Annotated in this window: 16 protein-coding genes and 1 tRNA gene; 7 read left to right on the top strand and 10 right to left on the bottom strand. The window is 63.9% G+C overall.

All coding sequences use genetic code 11. The features are described from left to right. The first annotated feature begins 148 nt into the window (after positions 1-148). Positions 149-1,066 carry a UDP-3-O-acyl-N-acetylglucosamine deacetylase gene (gene lpxC / locus GV035_RS21855; RefSeq protein ID WP_159837028.1) on the top strand — a complete coding sequence of 306 codons (918 nt, stop codon included), beginning with the start codon at positions 149-151 and terminating at the stop codon, positions 1,064-1,066. 49 nt (positions 1,067-1,115) lie between these two features. Here lpxC and GV035_RS21850 read toward each other — a convergent pair whose 3' ends face one another. Beyond that, positions 1,116-1,610, bottom strand: coding sequence for a DUF721 domain-containing protein (locus GV035_RS21850; protein ID WP_159837027.1), 495 nt, complete (start codon positions 1,608-1,610; stop codon positions 1,116-1,118). A gap of 297 nt (positions 1,611-1,907) precedes the next feature. On the opposite strand from GV035_RS21850, the gene secA reads away from it, so the two are divergent. The 4 genes from secA (at position 1,908) to GV035_RS21830 (ending at position 7,483) form a co-directional block, all read left to right on the top strand. Further along, a complete protein-coding gene (secA, locus tag GV035_RS21845) occupies positions 1,908-4,721 on the top strand; it encodes a preprotein translocase subunit SecA (protein WP_159837026.1) in 2,814 nt (937 codons plus the stop codon). Positions 4,722-4,908: 187 nt separating this feature from the next. Then, complete coding sequence (argJ, locus tag GV035_RS21840) at positions 4,909-6,150, top strand: bifunctional glutamate N-acetyltransferase/amino-acid acetyltransferase ArgJ (protein WP_159837025.1); 1,242 nt, start codon at positions 4,909-4,911, stop codon at positions 6,148-6,150. A gap of 32 nt (positions 6,151-6,182) precedes the next feature. Continuing rightward, positions 6,183-7,046 carry an ATP-binding protein gene (locus GV035_RS21835; RefSeq protein ID WP_159837024.1) on the top strand — a complete coding sequence of 288 codons (864 nt, stop codon included), beginning with the start codon at positions 6,183-6,185 and terminating at the stop codon, positions 7,044-7,046. Beyond that, entirely contained in the window at positions 7,043-7,483 is a 441-nt protein-coding gene (locus GV035_RS21830) for an NUDIX domain-containing protein (RefSeq protein WP_159837023.1), read from the top strand. The genes GV035_RS21835 and GV035_RS21830 overlap by 4 nt, the downstream gene beginning before the upstream one ends. A gap of 6 nt (positions 7,484-7,489) precedes the next feature. Here GV035_RS21830 and GV035_RS21825 read toward each other — a convergent pair whose 3' ends face one another. From GV035_RS21825 to GV035_RS21785, 9 genes are all read right to left on the bottom strand, one after another. Beyond that, positions 7,490-7,681, bottom strand: coding sequence for a DNA gyrase inhibitor YacG (locus GV035_RS21825; RefSeq protein WP_159837022.1), 192 nt, complete (start codon positions 7,679-7,681; stop codon positions 7,490-7,492). Between the two features lie 69 nt (positions 7,682-7,750). Then, complete coding sequence (gene zapD, locus GV035_RS21820; protein WP_159837021.1) at positions 7,751-8,506, bottom strand: cell division protein ZapD; 756 nt, start codon at positions 8,504-8,506, stop codon at positions 7,751-7,753. A 163-nt stretch (positions 8,507-8,669) separates the two neighbouring features. Next, positions 8,670-9,284, bottom strand: a complete 615-nt coding sequence (coaE, locus tag GV035_RS21815) for a dephospho-CoA kinase (protein WP_159837020.1) — start codon at positions 9,282-9,284, stop codon at positions 8,670-8,672. A gap of 28 nt (positions 9,285-9,312) precedes the next feature. Next, positions 9,313-10,224, bottom strand: a complete 912-nt coding sequence (locus GV035_RS21810) for a prepilin peptidase (protein WP_159837019.1) — start codon at positions 10,222-10,224, stop codon at positions 9,313-9,315. A gap of 31 nt (positions 10,225-10,255) precedes the next feature. Next, positions 10,256-11,461, bottom strand: a complete 1,206-nt coding sequence (locus tag GV035_RS21805; RefSeq protein ID WP_159837018.1) for a type II secretion system F family protein — start codon at positions 11,459-11,461, stop codon at positions 10,256-10,258. Continuing rightward, entirely contained in the window at positions 11,458-12,675 is a 1,218-nt protein-coding gene (locus tag GV035_RS21800) for a GspE/PulE family protein (protein WP_159837017.1), read from the bottom strand. Before GV035_RS21800 ends, GV035_RS21805 begins: the two co-directional genes overlap by 4 nt. Before the next feature lie 72 nt (positions 12,676-12,747). Next, positions 12,748-14,034 carry an HlyC/CorC family transporter gene (locus GV035_RS21795; RefSeq protein WP_159837016.1) on the bottom strand — a complete coding sequence of 429 codons (1,287 nt, stop codon included), beginning with the start codon at positions 14,032-14,034 and terminating at the stop codon, positions 12,748-12,750. A gap of 131 nt (positions 14,035-14,165) precedes the next feature. After that, positions 14,166-14,242 (bottom strand) — tRNA-Pro (locus GV035_RS21790). 39 nt (positions 14,243-14,281) lie between these two features. Continuing rightward, positions 14,282-15,274: a polyprenyl synthetase family protein gene (locus tag GV035_RS21785; protein ID WP_159837015.1), complete on the bottom strand. Its 993-nt coding sequence runs from the start codon at positions 15,272-15,274 to the stop codon at positions 14,282-14,284. Between the two features lie 235 nt (positions 15,275-15,509). On the opposite strand from GV035_RS21785, the gene rplU reads away from it, so the two are divergent. Continuing rightward, positions 15,510-15,821, top strand: a complete 312-nt coding sequence (gene rplU / locus GV035_RS21780) for a 50S ribosomal protein L21 (protein ID WP_008342953.1) — start codon at positions 15,510-15,512, stop codon at positions 15,819-15,821. Between the two features lie 31 nt (positions 15,822-15,852). After that, the gene (gene rpmA, locus GV035_RS21775) at positions 15,853-16,113 is read left to right on the top strand and encodes a 50S ribosomal protein L27 (protein WP_035966833.1); all 261 of its coding nucleotides are present in this window, start codon (positions 15,853-15,855) and stop codon (positions 16,111-16,113) included. The last annotated feature ends 27 nt before the right edge of the window (positions 16,114-16,140 follow it).

Below are 16,140 nucleotides of genomic sequence, written 5' to 3'. Positions count from 1 at the left end.
GACTGTCCCCGTTTCCCGGCGTAACACAGGGAAACAGTTGATACCTCCTGCTTTGGGACGGCTTGAGCCGAATGGAGTATACTTCGGCCTATTAGAGTTCAATAAACGATTAATTCTCTTTATTGGGAATTGCTATCGGACAAAAATCATGTTGAAGCAGCGAACAATCAAGACCGTCGTCAAAACCGTGGGAATCGGGCTACATTCGGGCCGCAAGGTCGATCTGACGCTGCGCCCGGCGCCGGTTGGAACGGGCATCGTGTTTTCTCGCATCGACCTGCCGCAGCCGGTCGATATTCCCGCGTCCGCCATGTCGATCGGCGACACCCGCCTCGCGTCCGTGTTGCAGAAGGACGGCGCGCGCGTGTCGACCATCGAGCATCTGATGTCGGCGTGCGCGGGGCTGGGCATCGATAATCTGTACGTCGATGTGACCGCCGAGGAAATCCCGATCATGGACGGCAGCGCCGCTTCATTCGTCTTCCTGATTCAGTCGGCCGGCATCGAAGAGCAGAACGCGCCGAAGAAATTCATCAAGGTGACGAAGCCCGTCGAAGTGCGCGATGGCGACAAGTTCGCGCGCCTCGAGCCGTATTTCGGCTTCAAGCTGAGCTTCACGATCGATTTCCGCCATCCCGCCGTCGACAAGACGGGGCAGGCGCTGGAAGTCGATTTCGCGACGACGTCGTATGTGCGTGAGATTGCGCGCGCTCGCACGTTCGGTTTCGCGCATGAAGTCGAAATGATGCGCGAGCTGGGTCTGGCGCGCGGCGGCAGCATGGACAACGCCATCGTGCTCGACGAATACCGCATTCTGAACAACGACGGCCTGCGCTACGACGACGAGTTCGTGAAGCACAAGATGCTCGACGCCATCGGCGATCTGTACGTCGTGGGTCATCCGCTGCTCGCGTCGTACACCGCGTACAAGGGCGGTCACGCCATGAACAACATGCTGCTGCGCGAGCTGCTCGCGAACGAAGAGGCTTTTGAGATCGTCACGTTCGACGACACGCAGAAAGCGCCGCGCGGTTTCGCGTTCGATACGCAGACGGCGTTTGCCTGATCATCGGCACACAGCGGGACGAGAAGGTGAGCGGCAGCGAAAGCGCCGCTCATTTTTTTTGCCCGCGCCCCTGGTGACGCGCCGCCATGCGCGCGAGCGCCTCCTGTAGCGGCGAGGGCGCGAGCGTCTCCGCAAGATCGTGCAGCGCCGAGGCGCCGGCCGCCGACATGCGCGCCTGTTTCGGCGGCGGCGCTTCCTTCATCGATTGCGGACGCACGCGAATCCTGAGCGAATCGACCGCCCAGCCGCGCTGCTGGAGATCCGACAGGAGCCGCGGCTCGATGTGTCGCAAGCGCGCCGCCAGCGCGTTGTGCGCGGCGAAAAGCGCGAGCACGCCGTCCTTGATGAAGCCGGGCTCCACGTTGGCCGCGAGATAGTCGGGCAAGAGCGCGGCCAAATCGCGCTGCAACGCCGCCACTTGCTCGACGCCCGCGCGCAGCGCGCGAAACGCATCGGTGCGATCGAGCACGTCGGCTAGGGCTTGCGGCCGGCGCGGATCGAACCGCCTCGGCGCAGACCTTGAATTTGTAGAAAAGCGGCTCATTTTTTAATCAGCGGACGTCTGATGCGACCGCTCGATTGTACCGCGAGCCTGCCACCCGCTTCGCGCGAACGCCCGCCGCGAAAGCCCGCGCGGCCAAGCTTTCAACGGGTTGACTGTCGCGTCGCGCCGACGCCCGCGCGCCCACGCCGACGCAGGATGTGCTTGACTCGCGTGCTAAAATTCCCGATTCGAATTTCACCCAATGGACTTAAGTCGCCGAGGTTTTCCGAGCCCGGACGCAGCTAGCCGTAGCTGGCACACGCGCCCGTCCGAAGCCGCGACGCAGACACTGATCCAATGACGACCGGTTTCCTTCAGAAGATTTTTGGCAGCCGCAATCAGCGGCTGGTCAAGCAGTACCAAAAGACCGTTGTGGCGATCAATGCCCTCGAGCCGACCGTCGAGAAATATTCGGACGATCAGTTGCGCGCGAAGACGGACGAATTCCGCAAGCGCGTCGCGGGCGGCGAATCGCTCGACGTGATACTTCCGGAGGCGTTCGCCGTCTGCCGCGAGGCGAGCCGGCGCGTGCTGAAAATGCGCCACTTCGACGTCCAGTTGATCGGCGGCATGGTTCTGCATTACGGCAAGATCGCGGAAATGCGTACCGGCGAGGGCAAGACGCTCGTCGCCACGCTCGCCGCGTATCTGAACGCGCTGTCGGGCCGCGGCGTGCATGTGGTGACGGTGAACGACTACCTCGCCCAGCGCGACGCCGAGTGGATGGCGCGCCTCTACAATTTCCTCGGGCTGTCGTGCGGCGTGAATCTGTCGCAGATGGAGCACTCGCAGAAGCAGGAGGCGTACGCGGCGGACATCACGTACGGCACGAACAACGAGTTCGGCTTCGACTATCTGCGCGACAACATGGTCTACGAGACCGACGCGCGCGTGCAGCGGCCGCTCAACTTCGCCATCGTCGACGAAGTGGACTCCATTCTGATCGACGAAGCGCGTACGCCGCTCATCATCTCCGGTCAGGCGGAAGACCACACCGAACTCTACGTGCGCATGAACGCGCTGCCGCCGCTGCTCGAACTGCAGATCGGCGAGGAAAAGGCGGACGGCACGGGCGTCGAAAAGCCGGGCGACTACACGCTCGACGAGAAAGCGCGTCAGGTGTTCCTCACCGAATCGGGTCACGAGAAGGCCGAGCGCCTGCTCGCCGAGTGGGGTCTGATCGGCGAGGGCGAGAGCCTGTACGCGCCGCAGAACATCACGCTGATGCACCACATCTATGCCGCGCTGCGCGCGCATACGCTTTTCCATCGCGATCAGCATTACGTGGTGCAGAACGGCGAAGTCGTGATCGTCGACGAATTCACCGGCCGCATGATGACCGGCCGCCGCTGGTCCGACGGTCTGCATCAGGCCGTCGAAGCCAAAGAGCACGTGCAGATTCAGGCCGAGAACCAGACGCTCGCCTCTATCACGCTGCAAAACTATTTCCGCATGTACGCGAAGCTGTCCGGCATGACCGGCACGGCGGACACGGAAGCGTACGAGTTTCAGGAAATCTACGGCTTGGAGACGGTCGTGATTCCGACGAACCGTCCGCCGAAGCGCGTCGACAAGCAGGATCAGATCTACAAGACATCGAAGGAACGTTACGACGCCGTCATCCGCGACATTCGCGATTGCGTCGAGCGCGGCCAGCCGACGCTCGTCGGCACGACGTCGATCGAAGCGTCCGAACTGCTGTCCGGCATGCTGACGCAGGCGGGCATCAAGCACGAAGTGCTCAACGCGAAGCAGCACGCACGCGAAGCGGCGATCGTCGCGGAAGCGGGCCGGCCGGGCGTCGTCACCATCGCGACGAACATGGCGGGCCGCGGCACGGACATCGTGCTCGGCGGCAACGTGGAGAAGCAGGCGTCGTTCATCGAAGCTGATCTCTCCATTCCCGAGAGCGAGAAAGTCGCGCGCATCCAGAAGCTGCACGATGAATGGCAGGCGCTGCACGACCACGTGAAGGCGGCGGGCGGGCTGCATATCATCGGCACCGAGCGCCACGAGTCGCGCCGTATCGACAACCAGTTGCGCGGCCGCGCGGGGCGTCAGGGCGATCCGGGCTCGTCGCGCTTCTATCTGTCGCTGGACGATCCGCTTCTGCGCATTTTCGCGGGCGATCGCGTGCGCGCCATCATGGACCGGCTGAAGATGCCGGAAGGCGAGCCGATCGAAGCGGGCATGGTCACGCGTTCCATCGAAGGCGCGCAGCGCAAGGTGGAAGCGCGCAACTTCGATATCCGCAAGCAATTGCTCGAATACGACGACGTCGCGAACGATCAGCGCAAGGTCATCTATCAGCAGCGCAACGAACTGCTCGAAGCCAACGACGTGCAGGAAACGATCGCGGCCATGCGTCACAGCGTGATCACGGATCTCGTGCGCACGTTCGTTCCGGCGGGCAGCATCGAAGAGCAATGGGACGCGCCCGAGCTCGAAGAAGTGCTGCGCAACGAGTGGTCGCTCGATCTCGCCATTCAGGAGATGATCAACGAGTCGAATTCGATCGACGCCGAGGAAATCTCCGAAGCGGTGCTGGCCGCCGCAGACGAAGCGTACGAGGCGAAGGTTGCGCTCGTGGGCCGTGAGTCGTTCAGCGCGTTCGAGCGTTCGATCATGCTGCAGACGCTCGACAGCCGCTGGCGCGAGCATCTGGCGGCGCTGGATCATCTGCGTCAGGGCATCCACTTGCGCGGATACGCGCAGAAGAATCCGAAGCAGGAATACAAGCGCGAGGCGTTTGAACTCTTCGCCGCTATGCTCGACGCGGTGAAGCAGGAAGTCACGCGCGTCGTGATGAACGTGCAGATCCAGTCGCCGGAACAGCTCGAGGAAGCCGCCGAGCAGTACGAAGAGAAGGGCAGCCACGTCGAGAACGTGTCGTTCACGCACGCGGATTACAACGCGGCGGCGGCGCCGGCCGCGCCCGCGGCAGCGGCAGCGACGGCCACCGCGCAGATGATCAGCCAGGCGATGGCCGGCGGCGACGACATCACCGTCGCGACGCGCCCCGCCGACGACGTGCCGAAGGTCGGCCGCAACGACCCGTGTCCGTGCGGCAGCGGCAAGAAGTACAAGAACTGTCACGGCAAGCTCGTATAACGAACTGTCCGATCGACAAACGAGGCAAGCGACGCAGCAATGCGTCGTTTGTCTTTGCGGAACCGGGCACGCGCTGCGCTGCGCGCCCGGCGTTTCACGGCGCTCCCGGCCTGCCGGGCGGCGTCAGTCTTTCACAGCGTGCCGGCGCATGCGAGCCGGCACTCGCCACCTTCAGCGAGTCGCGAACATGGCTGTCAACTTCCCCTCGATCGATCCCGCCGCGCTTCATCCGGTCACAGGCGTCACGCTAGGCTGGGCCGAAGCGAATATCCGCAAGCCGAATCGCAAGGACGTGCTCGTGATTCGCGTCGATGAAGGCGCGACCGTCGCCGGCGTGTTCACGCAAAACCGCTTCTGCGCGGCGCCCGTCACGGTGTGCCGCGAGCATCTGGACGCGGTCCGGGCGGGCGGCAAGGAGATTCGCGCGCTGGTGGTGAACACGGGCAACGCGAATGCCGGCACCGGCGAGCCGGGCATGGCGCACGCGCGCGAAACCTGCGCGGAACTCGCGCGTCTCGCGGGCGTCGAGCCGCAGCAGATTTTGCCCTTCTCGACGGGCGTGATTCTCGAACCGCTGCCCATCGACCGTCTGAAAGCGGGATTGCCCGCCGCGCTCGCGAATCAACAGGCGGCGCACTGGTTCGACGCCGCGCAAGCCATCATGACCACCGACACGCTGCCGAAAGCCGCGTCGCGTCAGGTGCAAATCGACGGCCACACGGTCACGCTGTCCGGCATCAGCAAGGGCGCGGGCATGATCAAGCCGAACATGGCGACGATGCTCGGCTTTCTCGCGTTCGATGCCGCCGTCGCGCAGCCGGTGCTCGACGAACTGGTGAAGCACGTGGCGGATCGTTCGTTCAACTGCATCACCATCGACGGCGATACCTCGACCAACGATTCGTTCATTCTCATCGCGTCGGGCAAGTCGAGCCTGCCCGCGATCACGTCCACCGATTCGCCCGCTTACGCCGCGTTGCGCGACGCGGTCACGTCCGTGGCACAGGAACTCGCGCAACTGATCGTGCGCGACGGCGAAGGCGCGACCAAGTTCATGACCATCACGGTCGAAGGCGGCAAGGACGTCGCCGAATGCCGCCAGATTGCCTATGCAATCGGTCATTCGCCGCTCGTGAAGACGGCGTTCTACGCGTCGGACCCGAACCTGGGCCGGATTCTCGCCGCCATCGGCTATGCGGGCGTGACGGATCTGGATGTCGGCAAGATCGACCTGTATCTCGACGACGTGCTCGTCGCGAAGGCGGGCGGGCGCAATCCCGACTACCGCGAGGAAGACGGCCAGCGCGTGATGAAGAAGAGCGAGATCGCCATTCGCGTGGTGCTCGGCCGCGGCCAGCAACAGGCGACCGTCTGGACCTGCGACCTCTCGCACGAATACGTGAGCATCAACGCGGATTACCGCTCGTAGAGCGCGTTTCATCGGCGCGCATAGAAATGAACATGGACAAACTCGAACAATTTCTCACGCGCGCCGAAGCGGTGCTGGCGCGCATCGAAGGGATGCTGCCGCCGGCCACGCCGGAAATCGACTGGGAATCGGCGGTTGCGTTTCGCTGGCGCAAGCGGCAGGGGCGCGGCTTTTTGCAGCCGGTGCCGGCCATCTCGCAGATTTCGCTCGGCGACTTGCAGAACATCGATCGCCAGAAGGCGCTCATCGAGCAGAACACGCGGCAGTTCGTGAATACGCTGCCGGCCAACAACGTGCTGCTCACGGGCGCGCGCGGCACGGGCAAGTCGTCGCTCATCAAGGCGTGCCTCAATGCGTACGCGAAGGACGGCCTGCGCCTGATCGAAGTCGACAAGGACGATCTGCACGATCTCGGCGATATCGTCGATCTCATCTCGACGCGGCCGGAGCGTTTCATCGTGTTCTGCGACGATCTGTCGTTCGAAGAAGGCGAATCGGGCTATAAGGCGCTGAAAGTGGCGCTGGACGGGTCGGTCGCCGCGCAGTCGGACAACGTGCTGATCTACGCGACGTCGAACCGCCGGCATCTGTTGCCCGAGTACATGAGCGACAACGAGACCTACAAGCACACGTCGGACGGCGAGATTCATCCCGGCGAAGTGGTCGAGGAGAAGATTTCGCTATCCGAACGCTTCGGGCTCTGGGTCAGCTTCTATCCGTTCAAGCAGGACGACTATCTGTCGATCGTCGGGCACTGGCTCCAGCATTTCGGCTGCGACGCCAGCGAGATCGAAGCCGCTCGTGGCGATGCGCTCGTCTGGGCGCTGGAGCGCGGATCGCGCTCGGGCCGCGTGGCGTGGCAGTTCGCACGCGACTGGTCGGGCCGCAAGCAATGAGCGGCGCGTTGGACGTTTCGAGCGATCTCGCTCCCGATGGCCGCAACGTGACCGAAGTCGCAGTCGGCGTGATGGTGCAGCCCGATGGCCGTTATCTGCTCGCGCAGCGGCCCGAAGGCAAGCCTTACGAGGGCTACTGGGAGTTTCCGGGCGGCAAGCTGGAACCGGGCGAAAGCGTCGAAGCCGCGCTCGGGCGCGAATTGCACGAGGAACTGGGTATCGACGTGATCGCGTGCGAACGCTGGCGCACGCTGGAACACGACTATCCGCACGCATACGTGCGGCTCTTTTTCTGCAAGGTGAGGGAGTGGTCCGGCACGCCGCTCGGCCGCGAAGGACAGGCTATCGCGTGGCAGACGCTGCCCGTGGAAGTCGGGCCGCTGTTGCCCGCCGCGATTCCCGTGCTGGAGTGGCTCGCGGCGGAAGCGCGGCAGTAGGGCGCGTTAGTTGAGACCGCCGTGCGAATCGTCGTCCGGCGGCGTTTCCTGAGAATTGCCCGAGATACGATACTTTTCGGTCGCCCAGGCGCCCAGATCGATTTGTTTGCACCGCTCCGAGCAGAACGGACGGAAGCGGTTTTCCGGGACCCAGCGCACTTCTTTCTCGCAGGTCGGGCATTTGACGACAGTGATCATGACGGTGAGACGTTCTGAATTGAGCCAGCGTTGATCGACATTCGATCATATAAGGCCAAACCGCGTGGTTCAAAGACTGCAAAGCGTCAGATGAAACGGCACGTCGACATCGACGGCGCGCGGTTTCAGGTCGCCGTCCTGCACCGTGAAGCGCACCCACAGCATGTACTTGTTGGCGCTCGCCTCGGGAATGACACGCACTTCCGGCGACACGCGCACCTGCATCAACTGATAGGTACGGCCGGACAGCATCTGCTGATAGCTGCCCTGCATGGCCATGACCTTCGACGCCTGACCGGATTCTCGCGCGAGCCGTAGCACGATAGCGGCGGCGTCGCGCAGGGCGAGCATCGGCATGACCCATTTGGCGATGTCCTGACGCCGCTCCTCGACAGGCAACTGCTGCCATGCGTAATACGACGGCAGGTCGAACTTGCAGGTGCCGCCGGGAATGATGGTGCGGCTGCGAATGCTTGCGAGCCATTCGTTATCGGCAAGATGCTGACCGGTTTTGCCGTGCATGTCGGTCAGCCCGGCAAGTGTCTGCTCGATCTCGCCGAGAACGGCTTCGAGGGCATCCTGCTCGATGCCCGGATTGCCGCGAAACGGCGCCAGCGTCTGCCGCTGCCGTTCCAGTTCCTTCATCAGATCGGCTTTGAGGTCAGTACGCCCCGCGACTTCCGCGATCTCGAAGAGCGTGGTGAGCGCAACGTGATGTTCCCGGGGATCTTCCTGCGTGAGGAAGAACGTGAAGCGCTCGAACAAGTCTTCGAGGCGCAGCAGCGTCCGAATCCGCTCGTTGAAGGGATACTCGTAAAGAATCAAGCGCTCGCCTCGGCGTGGGTCGGTTGCTTCCATGAGCGGAAGTCAGGACATTCTAATGCCGCAACCTTACCCTAGCAAATCCGCTCACATTTACGGCGCTTTTGACGCGTTTCACGGCAATAAATGGAACTTTTCCTGTTGTTTCGGGCAAGCAATGCGCCGCTCAGGCCTTTCTTCCCGACGCCAGTTCCAGATAGCGTGCGTGCAGCGCCGCAACGTCTTGCGCCAGTGACGCGAGCGTGGCTGCCTCGTCGTTGAGCACGATATCGTCGGCTGCGGCAAGCCGCGCTTCGCGCGACGCCTGCTTGGCGATGATCGCCAGCACCTGCTCGCGTGAAAAGCCATTGCGACGCATGACGCGCGCAACTTGCATCTCGACGGGGCAATCGACGACGAGCACGCGCGATACCCGCGACGCCCAGTCCCCCGACTCGACAAGCAGCGGCACCACGACGATATGGTACGCGCCGCCGGCCGCCGCCCGCTGACGCCCGGTCTCAGCACGGATCAGCGGATGCAGGATGGCTTCAAGACGCGCGCGGGCGGTGTCGTCGGCGAACACGAGTTCGCGCATTTTCGCGCGTTCGAGCGAGCCGTCCTGCGCGACATACGCGCTGCCGAATTCGCTCGCGATCAGCGGCATCGCGACGCCGCCGGGCGCGCTCACCTGATGCGCGATGAGATCGGTATCGACAAGCGGTACGCCGTGCGCCGCGAAAAGATCAGCGACCGTGCTCTTGCCGCTGCCGATGCCACCTGTCAGCCCTATGCTGAACATCCGTTGCTCCTGGTTCTCATGCTCTCGTTCATCCGAACAATGCGTAAAGCGGCGTGCCGATAAAAAGCGTGATGGCGCCGCCCGCCGCGAGAAAGGGCCCGAACGGCAACGGCTCTTCGAAGCGCATGCGTCCGCGCCATGTCGCGAGGATACCGAACAGCGCACCCGCCACCGCCGAAATCAGCAGCACCTGCGCGAGCGCGGCCCAGCCGAGCCACGCGCCGATGGCGGCGAGCAGCTTGAAATCGCCGTAGCCCATGCCTTCCACGCCGCGCACCAGCTTGAAGAGCCAGTACACACACCACAGAAACAGGTAGCCGGCGATCGCGCCGATCACCGCGTCGTGCAGCGTCGCGAAGCCGCCTTCGCCGAAATTGACGATCAGTCCCGCCCAAAGCAGCGGCAACGTGAGCACGTCCGGCAGATAACGCGTGTCGTAGTCGATCAGGCCGGCGGCGAGCAGCGTCGCGCAGAGTCCGAACGCGGCGAGCGCGGGCCAGTCCGGGCCGAACGCATAGAGCGAGAGGGCGGCGAACGCGCCGGTCGCCAATTCGATCAGCGGATAGCGTGGACTCACACGCGCGCCGCACGCGGAGCAGCGTCCACGAAGCGCGAGATAACTTAAGACCGGAATGTTCTCCCACGCGCGCAAGACGTGACCGCAATGCGGACACGCGCTGCGTGGAACGGCGAGATTGAACCGCGCCGGATAGCCGTCGGGCGGCGGCTTCGGCGCATCAGGCACGGCGGCGTCGAATTCCGCTCGCCACGCGCGTTCGAGCATAACCGGCAAGCGATGCACGACGACGCTCAGAAAGCTTCCGATCACCAGCCCGAAGACAATCGCGAACACGTACTGCGCCGCGACAGGCAACGCGGCGAACGTCGTCAGATAAGGGCTCGCATGATGCGCGGCAGACGGATTCATCGGAGGCTGCATGGTCTTGATGCGATGTCTTTGGCCCGCGATGCTACACCACGTTGCCAAGCTGGATGATCGGAAGATACATGGCGATGACGAGTCCGCCGACGAGCGCGCCCAATACCGTTATGACGAGCGGCTCGCAAAGGCCCGCGAACGCGCCGATGCGCTCGTCCACCTGACGATCGGCGAGCGCGGCGAGATCGAGCAACATCGAATCGAGCGCGCCGGACTCCTCCGCGACGGCGATCGGCTGCACGACGTCCTGCGGAAAGCAGCCGAGCGCGCGCATCGCGGCAGCGAGCCGTTCGCCGTTACGCAGCCGCGACGCGATTTCGACGGTAGCGCGGTCGAACACCTGACTGCCGGTGGCGTGCGAGAGCGAATCGAACGCGTCGGAAAGCGGCGTGCCGGCCGCCAGCAGCGTGCCGAGCGCCCGGCTCCAGCGCGCGACGGCCAGCGAGCGGAGCAACGGACCGACAATCGGCAGTTTCAGTGCCATTCGGTCAGCCGTCTCGCGCGCATGCGCCGATCGCTTCATCCAGCGGGCGCCGACGACCGTCGCGCACGCGCAGACCGCGACGAACGGCACGCCGTGGCGCGCGACGGCATCGGACAACGCGAGCACGAAGCGCGTCGGGGCGGGCAGCGCGGCGCCGAAGCCGTCGAAGATCGTCTTGAATGTCGGCACGACGCCGATCAAAAGTCCTGCGGTGATCGCGAGCGTCAGCAGCAACACCATCACCGGATAGGCAAGCGCCGCACGCAGCTTCGCCCGCTGGGCGCTGGCCCGCTCGCGATCGTCGGCGAGGCGCGCGAGCACGGCGGGCAACGCACCGGCCACTTCGCCGACCGCGACGAGCTGACAGTACATCGCGCCGAACGCCGGATGACGCGCGAGCGCAGTCGAAAACGGTACGCCGCGCGTGATGTCGCGCGCCAGCGAGCGCACGATGCGCGGCAAACCGCCGCGTCCGCCGGCGCTACCGAGCAGTTCGAGCGCGCCCGCGAGCGGCAAACCGGCGCGCAGCAAGCCGGCGAGTTGTCGCGTGAACACGCCCACTTCCGCCGACGATGCCTTCGGCGGCGGCGCGGCGCCCAATGCGTCGAGTTCCAGCACTGTCACGCCGTCCCGGCGCAACGAGGCGCGCGCCGAAGCCGAATCCGCGGCGATCAGCTTGCCGCGTCTCGGCGCGCCTTGTGCGTTGATGCCGCGCCAGGCGTAGCGCATGTCGAATATGTCCGCCGCCGTCATGCGGTCTCCGTCGCGTCGGCTGCTTCCGCGACGCTCGTCACGCCTTCCCGCACGCGTGCGAAAGCCGCGTCGCGCAAGGCGGGCATGCCTTCAGATTGCGCGAGCCGCGCAACTGCGTGCGTCGCCGCGCGGCCCACGATCAACTCGCGAATGCCGTCGGACACTGGCATCAACTGATGCACCCCAACGCGCCCCCGATACCCGATGCCGTGGCACGCTGGGCAGCCGCGCGGCTCGAACGGACGGAAACCGTCCGCGAGCGTGAGCGCAGAGGGCGCGCAGCACACGTCGCAGAGTTTGCGCACGAGCCGTTGCGCCGTCACGAGCCGCAGCGCCGACGCGAGGTTGTACGGCGCGACGCCGATGTCGATCAGCCGCGCAATCGCGGCGGGCGCGTCGTTGGTGTGGAGCGTCGAGAGGACGAGGTGCCCGGTCTGCGCGGCTTTCACGGCGACGTCGGCGGTTTCGGCGTCGCGAATCTCGCCGACCATGATTACGTCCGGGTCCTGCCGCATGAATGCGCGCAGCGCCACGGCGAACGTGAGGCCGGCTTTTTCGCGCACGCTGACCTGATTGATGCCCGCGAGCTGGATCTCGGCCGGATCTTCCACCGCGCAGATGTTGCGCGCTTCGGCGTTGAGCATCTGCAGGAAACAGTAAAGCGACAGCGTCTTGCCGCTGCCGGTTGGACCGGTCACGAGCACGAGGCCATGCGGCGCGCGAATGGCGGACTCGACGACGCGGCTTTGCTCGCCGTCCAGCCCGAGCGCGCCGAGCGACAGGTTGGGCGGCAACGCATCGAGCCGACGCAGCACGAGCTTTTCGCCGAAGAGCGTCGGCAGCGAATTCACGCGATAGTCGCCGGTCTGCCCGCCCGGCAAGGCGAGGCGCAGACGTCCGTCCTGCGGCACGCGTCGCTCGGCGATATCCATCCGCGCGAGCACCTTGATGCGCGTCACGAAGGCATCGCGCAGATGCGGTGGCGGACGGCGCAACACGTGGAGCGCGCCGTCCACGCGCAGCCGGATGCGCCATTCGTGCTCGGAAGGCTCGATGTGAATATCGGATGCGCCGCGCTCGGCGGCTTCGCGCAAGGTGTCGGCGAGCAGCGACACGGCGGGCGTGTGCTGTTCCGGCGCGGTGTCGAAGGCGGGCTCGGCCGGGCGAGGTGAGCGGGCCGGGCGTGGGAAGGCGTCGGGGGAAGCGGGGGTCATCGGCGGTAACGGATCGGAACGAGATGCCCGATCATCCCGCCGCCGCGCACGTGCGGCTACTCGTCCGAATGGCTAACGCAACGTGCGCTTGGCAGGCGCGGACGGGCGGAAGATCTTGACTGTGCGAACCGCCTGATCGTCGCTGCGCATGACTTCCAGATAGATGCCGCCGATGCGCAGCGCCACGTCGCCGTCCGGAATTTCTTCGAGCGTTTCGAGGATGAGGCCGTTGAGCGTCTTCGGACCGTCCGTGGGCAGCGTCAGCTTGAGCCAGCGGTTCAGTTCGCGCAGCGGCATGCTGCCCGGCACGATGCACTCGCCGTTTTCGTCCCAGCCGCGCGAGCCCGCGCCGCGCGGAATCGTCGACGTGAATTCGCCGATCAGTTCCTCGATGATGTCTTCCGGCGTGACGAGACCTTGCAACTCGCCGTATTCGTCGACGACGATCGCGATGCGATGTCCGCTTTCCTGAAAGTATTGAAGCTGCTGGAAAACGGGCGTGCCGACCGGCACGAAATACGGCTCCGTCAGCAGTTCGCGCAGCGTGTCGCGCTCGAACTCCTGGTTGTGCAGGGCCGAGAGCGTCTTGCGCACATGCAGGACGCCAAGCACGCGGTCGATATCGCCCTGATAGACGACGAGCTTGTTGTGATAACACGTCTCCAACTGATGCAGGATGTCGTCGAACGGCGCGTCGAAGTCCAGCGCCTCGATGCGGCGGCGCGGGATCATCACATCATCGACGGAAATGTTTTCCAGATCGAACAGGTTCAGCAGAATGCTGCGGTGCTTGGTCGGCATGAAACTGCCGGTTTCCAGCACGATGGTGCGCAGTTCCTCGGGCGAAAGACGCTGATCGCGATTGCCCTTCAGATTGATATGCAGCGCGGCAAGAATTGCGTTGGCGAACAGGTTCACGAACCAGACGAGCGGCCGCGCAATGCGCATCAGCGGCGCCAGCACGAGACTTGCCGGCAACGCGACCTTTTCCGGATACGTCGCGCCCACGATCTTCGGCGCAATCTCGGCGAACACGATAATCAGGAACGCGATGACGCCCGTCGTCACCGAAAGCACGACGTTATTGTGCCCGAACGTGCGCAACGCGATGGACGTGGTCAGCACCGGGATGATCGTATTGATCAGGTTATTGCCGATCAGAATGACCGAAAGCAGTTGATCCGTCTTGGCGAGCAAGCCTTGCGTCGTGCGCGCGCGGAGCGAACCCTGGCTGGCCAGATACTTCAGCCGATGGCGATTGAGCGCCATCATCGACGTTTCAGAGATCGAGAAAAAACCGGAGAGGAACAGCAGCAGAAAAATGGCGCAGATTTGCGCCCATAAGGGGAGGTTGTCCACGCGGTGATCGAGTAGGGGCGATGATGGATGACTATAGCAGACGGCTTTCCCGGCCCGCCGGGGCCTGCGCGCCGAGGCGTCGGCTGAAAAAGAAAAACCCGCATGGCGAACCATGCGGGTTTTTGCAATTCTGGTCGGGGTGAGAGGATTCGAACCTCCGGCCTCTACGTCCCGAACGTAGCGCTCTACCAGGCTAAGCTACACCCCGAATTCATTTACCTGGACGCTTTCGGCTTTGAAGTCTCTTTCAAGACTGCCTCGACGTCGAGTAAGAACATAATTCTAGCAAGCTCTCTTTATAAATGGAAGCAGGGAATGAAGAAATTGCGTTCGCCGCTGCCTGCGCTTCTTTCCTTGCGCATTCGAGCGTGTGATCCAGCGCGCCCGACGTGGTGATCGCGTGGAAGATCGTGTCGAAACGATCCGTGCCGCCTTGCTCGATCGCCTCGCGTGCGAGCGCCGCCTGTTCCGGCGTGCCGTGCTCCATCAAATAGATCAGGGGCAAGGTGGGCTTGCCTTCGCGCAGGTCGTCGCCGGCGTTCTTGCCCATGGATTCCGGCGTGCCGGTGTAGTCGAGCCAGTCGTCCATGATCTGGAACGCCGTGCCGATGCGCCGGCCGAATTCCGCCGCCGCCGCTTCCGTGCGCGCGTCCGCACCCGAGAGCACCGCGCCGAGCTGCGCCGCCGCCTCGAAAAGCTTCGCCGTCTTGTAGCGAATGACCTGCATGTAACGCGTTTCGTCGACGTCCGGGTCGTGCATGTTGAGAAGCTGCAGGACCTCGCCTTCGGAAATGATGTTGGTCGCGACCGAGAGAATCTCCATCACGCGCATCTTGCCGACGCTCACCATCATCTCGAACGAGCGCGAGTACAGAAAATCGCCGACGAGCACGCTCGCCGCGTTGCCGAAAAGCGCATTGGCCGTCTTGCGGCCGCGGCGCAGATCCGATTCGTCGACGACGTCGTCGTGCAGGAGCGTGGCCGTGTGAATGAACTCGACTACGGCGGCGAGTTCATGGCGATGCCCGGTCGTGTCGCCCAGCGCGCCCGCCACGAGCAGCAAGAGCGCCGGGCGCAGCCGCTTGCCGCCCGCCCCGATGATGTACTCGGAAATCTGGTTGATGAGCATCACTTCTGATGCCAGGCGCTGCCGGATGACGCGATTGACGTGCTGCATGTCCTCGGCGATCGGGGCAAGCAGTGCGGCGGCGTCGGGGGAGGAAGTGGCGGTGGACGACATGATCGGCAAAAGAGGTAATGCGGCGGATTATAAGGCGAATCGGACCCGCGACGGATGACCGGGCGCTTTGCGGCGTCCTTCGCGCGCCGCAAAGCGGCTGCGATCGCCTGCGGCGGGCCGCTTTGGCCGGTTGCGCGAAATGTCAATGCCTTTTGACGCGGCGTCTAAGCCTATGTATAATCTCGTGTTTTCCCCGCGCGGTGCGTGGAAAAACGAATTCTGAGTGAGGTTCTCAATGTACGCGGTCATAAAAACCGGCGGCAAGCAGTACAAAGTTGCCGTTGGCGAAAAATTGAAAGTAGAACAGATACCGGCAGACATTGACGCTGAAATCACGCTCGACCAGGTTCTCGCAGTAGGCGAAGGCGAATCGATTCAGTTCGGTACGCCGCTGGTCAGTGGGGCTTCCGTCAAAGCTACCGTCGTGTCCCAAGGTCGTCACAAGAAAGTGACCATCTTCAAGATGCGTCGCCGGAAGCACTACCAAAAGCATGCTGGCCATCGCCAGAACTACACCGAACTGCGCATCGACGCGATCAACGCTTAAGCGTCGCGCAACGGTCAAGGAGCTATAGCAAATGGCACACAAAAAAGCAGGCGGGTCTTCCCGCAACGGCCGCGATTCCGAATCGAAACGCCTCGGCGTGAAGGTTTACGGCGGCCAGGCAATCAATGCAGGCGGCATCATCGTTCGCCAGCGCGGCACGCGCATGCACCCGGGTGAGAACGTCGGCATCGGCAAGGATCACACCTTGTTCGCGCTGACCGACGGCCACGTCCAGTTCACGACGAAGGGCGCAGCGAAGAAGCACACGGTCGTCGTCGTCCCGGCAGCGTAAGGTTTACTGCACGGGCTTCAGGACCGC

This window comes from Burkholderia sp. 8Y (assembly GCF_902506145.1).
GTDB lineage: Bacteria > Pseudomonadota > Gammaproteobacteria > Burkholderiales > Burkholderiaceae > Caballeronia.
Note: the sequence above shows the minus strand (reverse complement) of the source record. Positions and strands in the feature narration are given on the sequence as shown.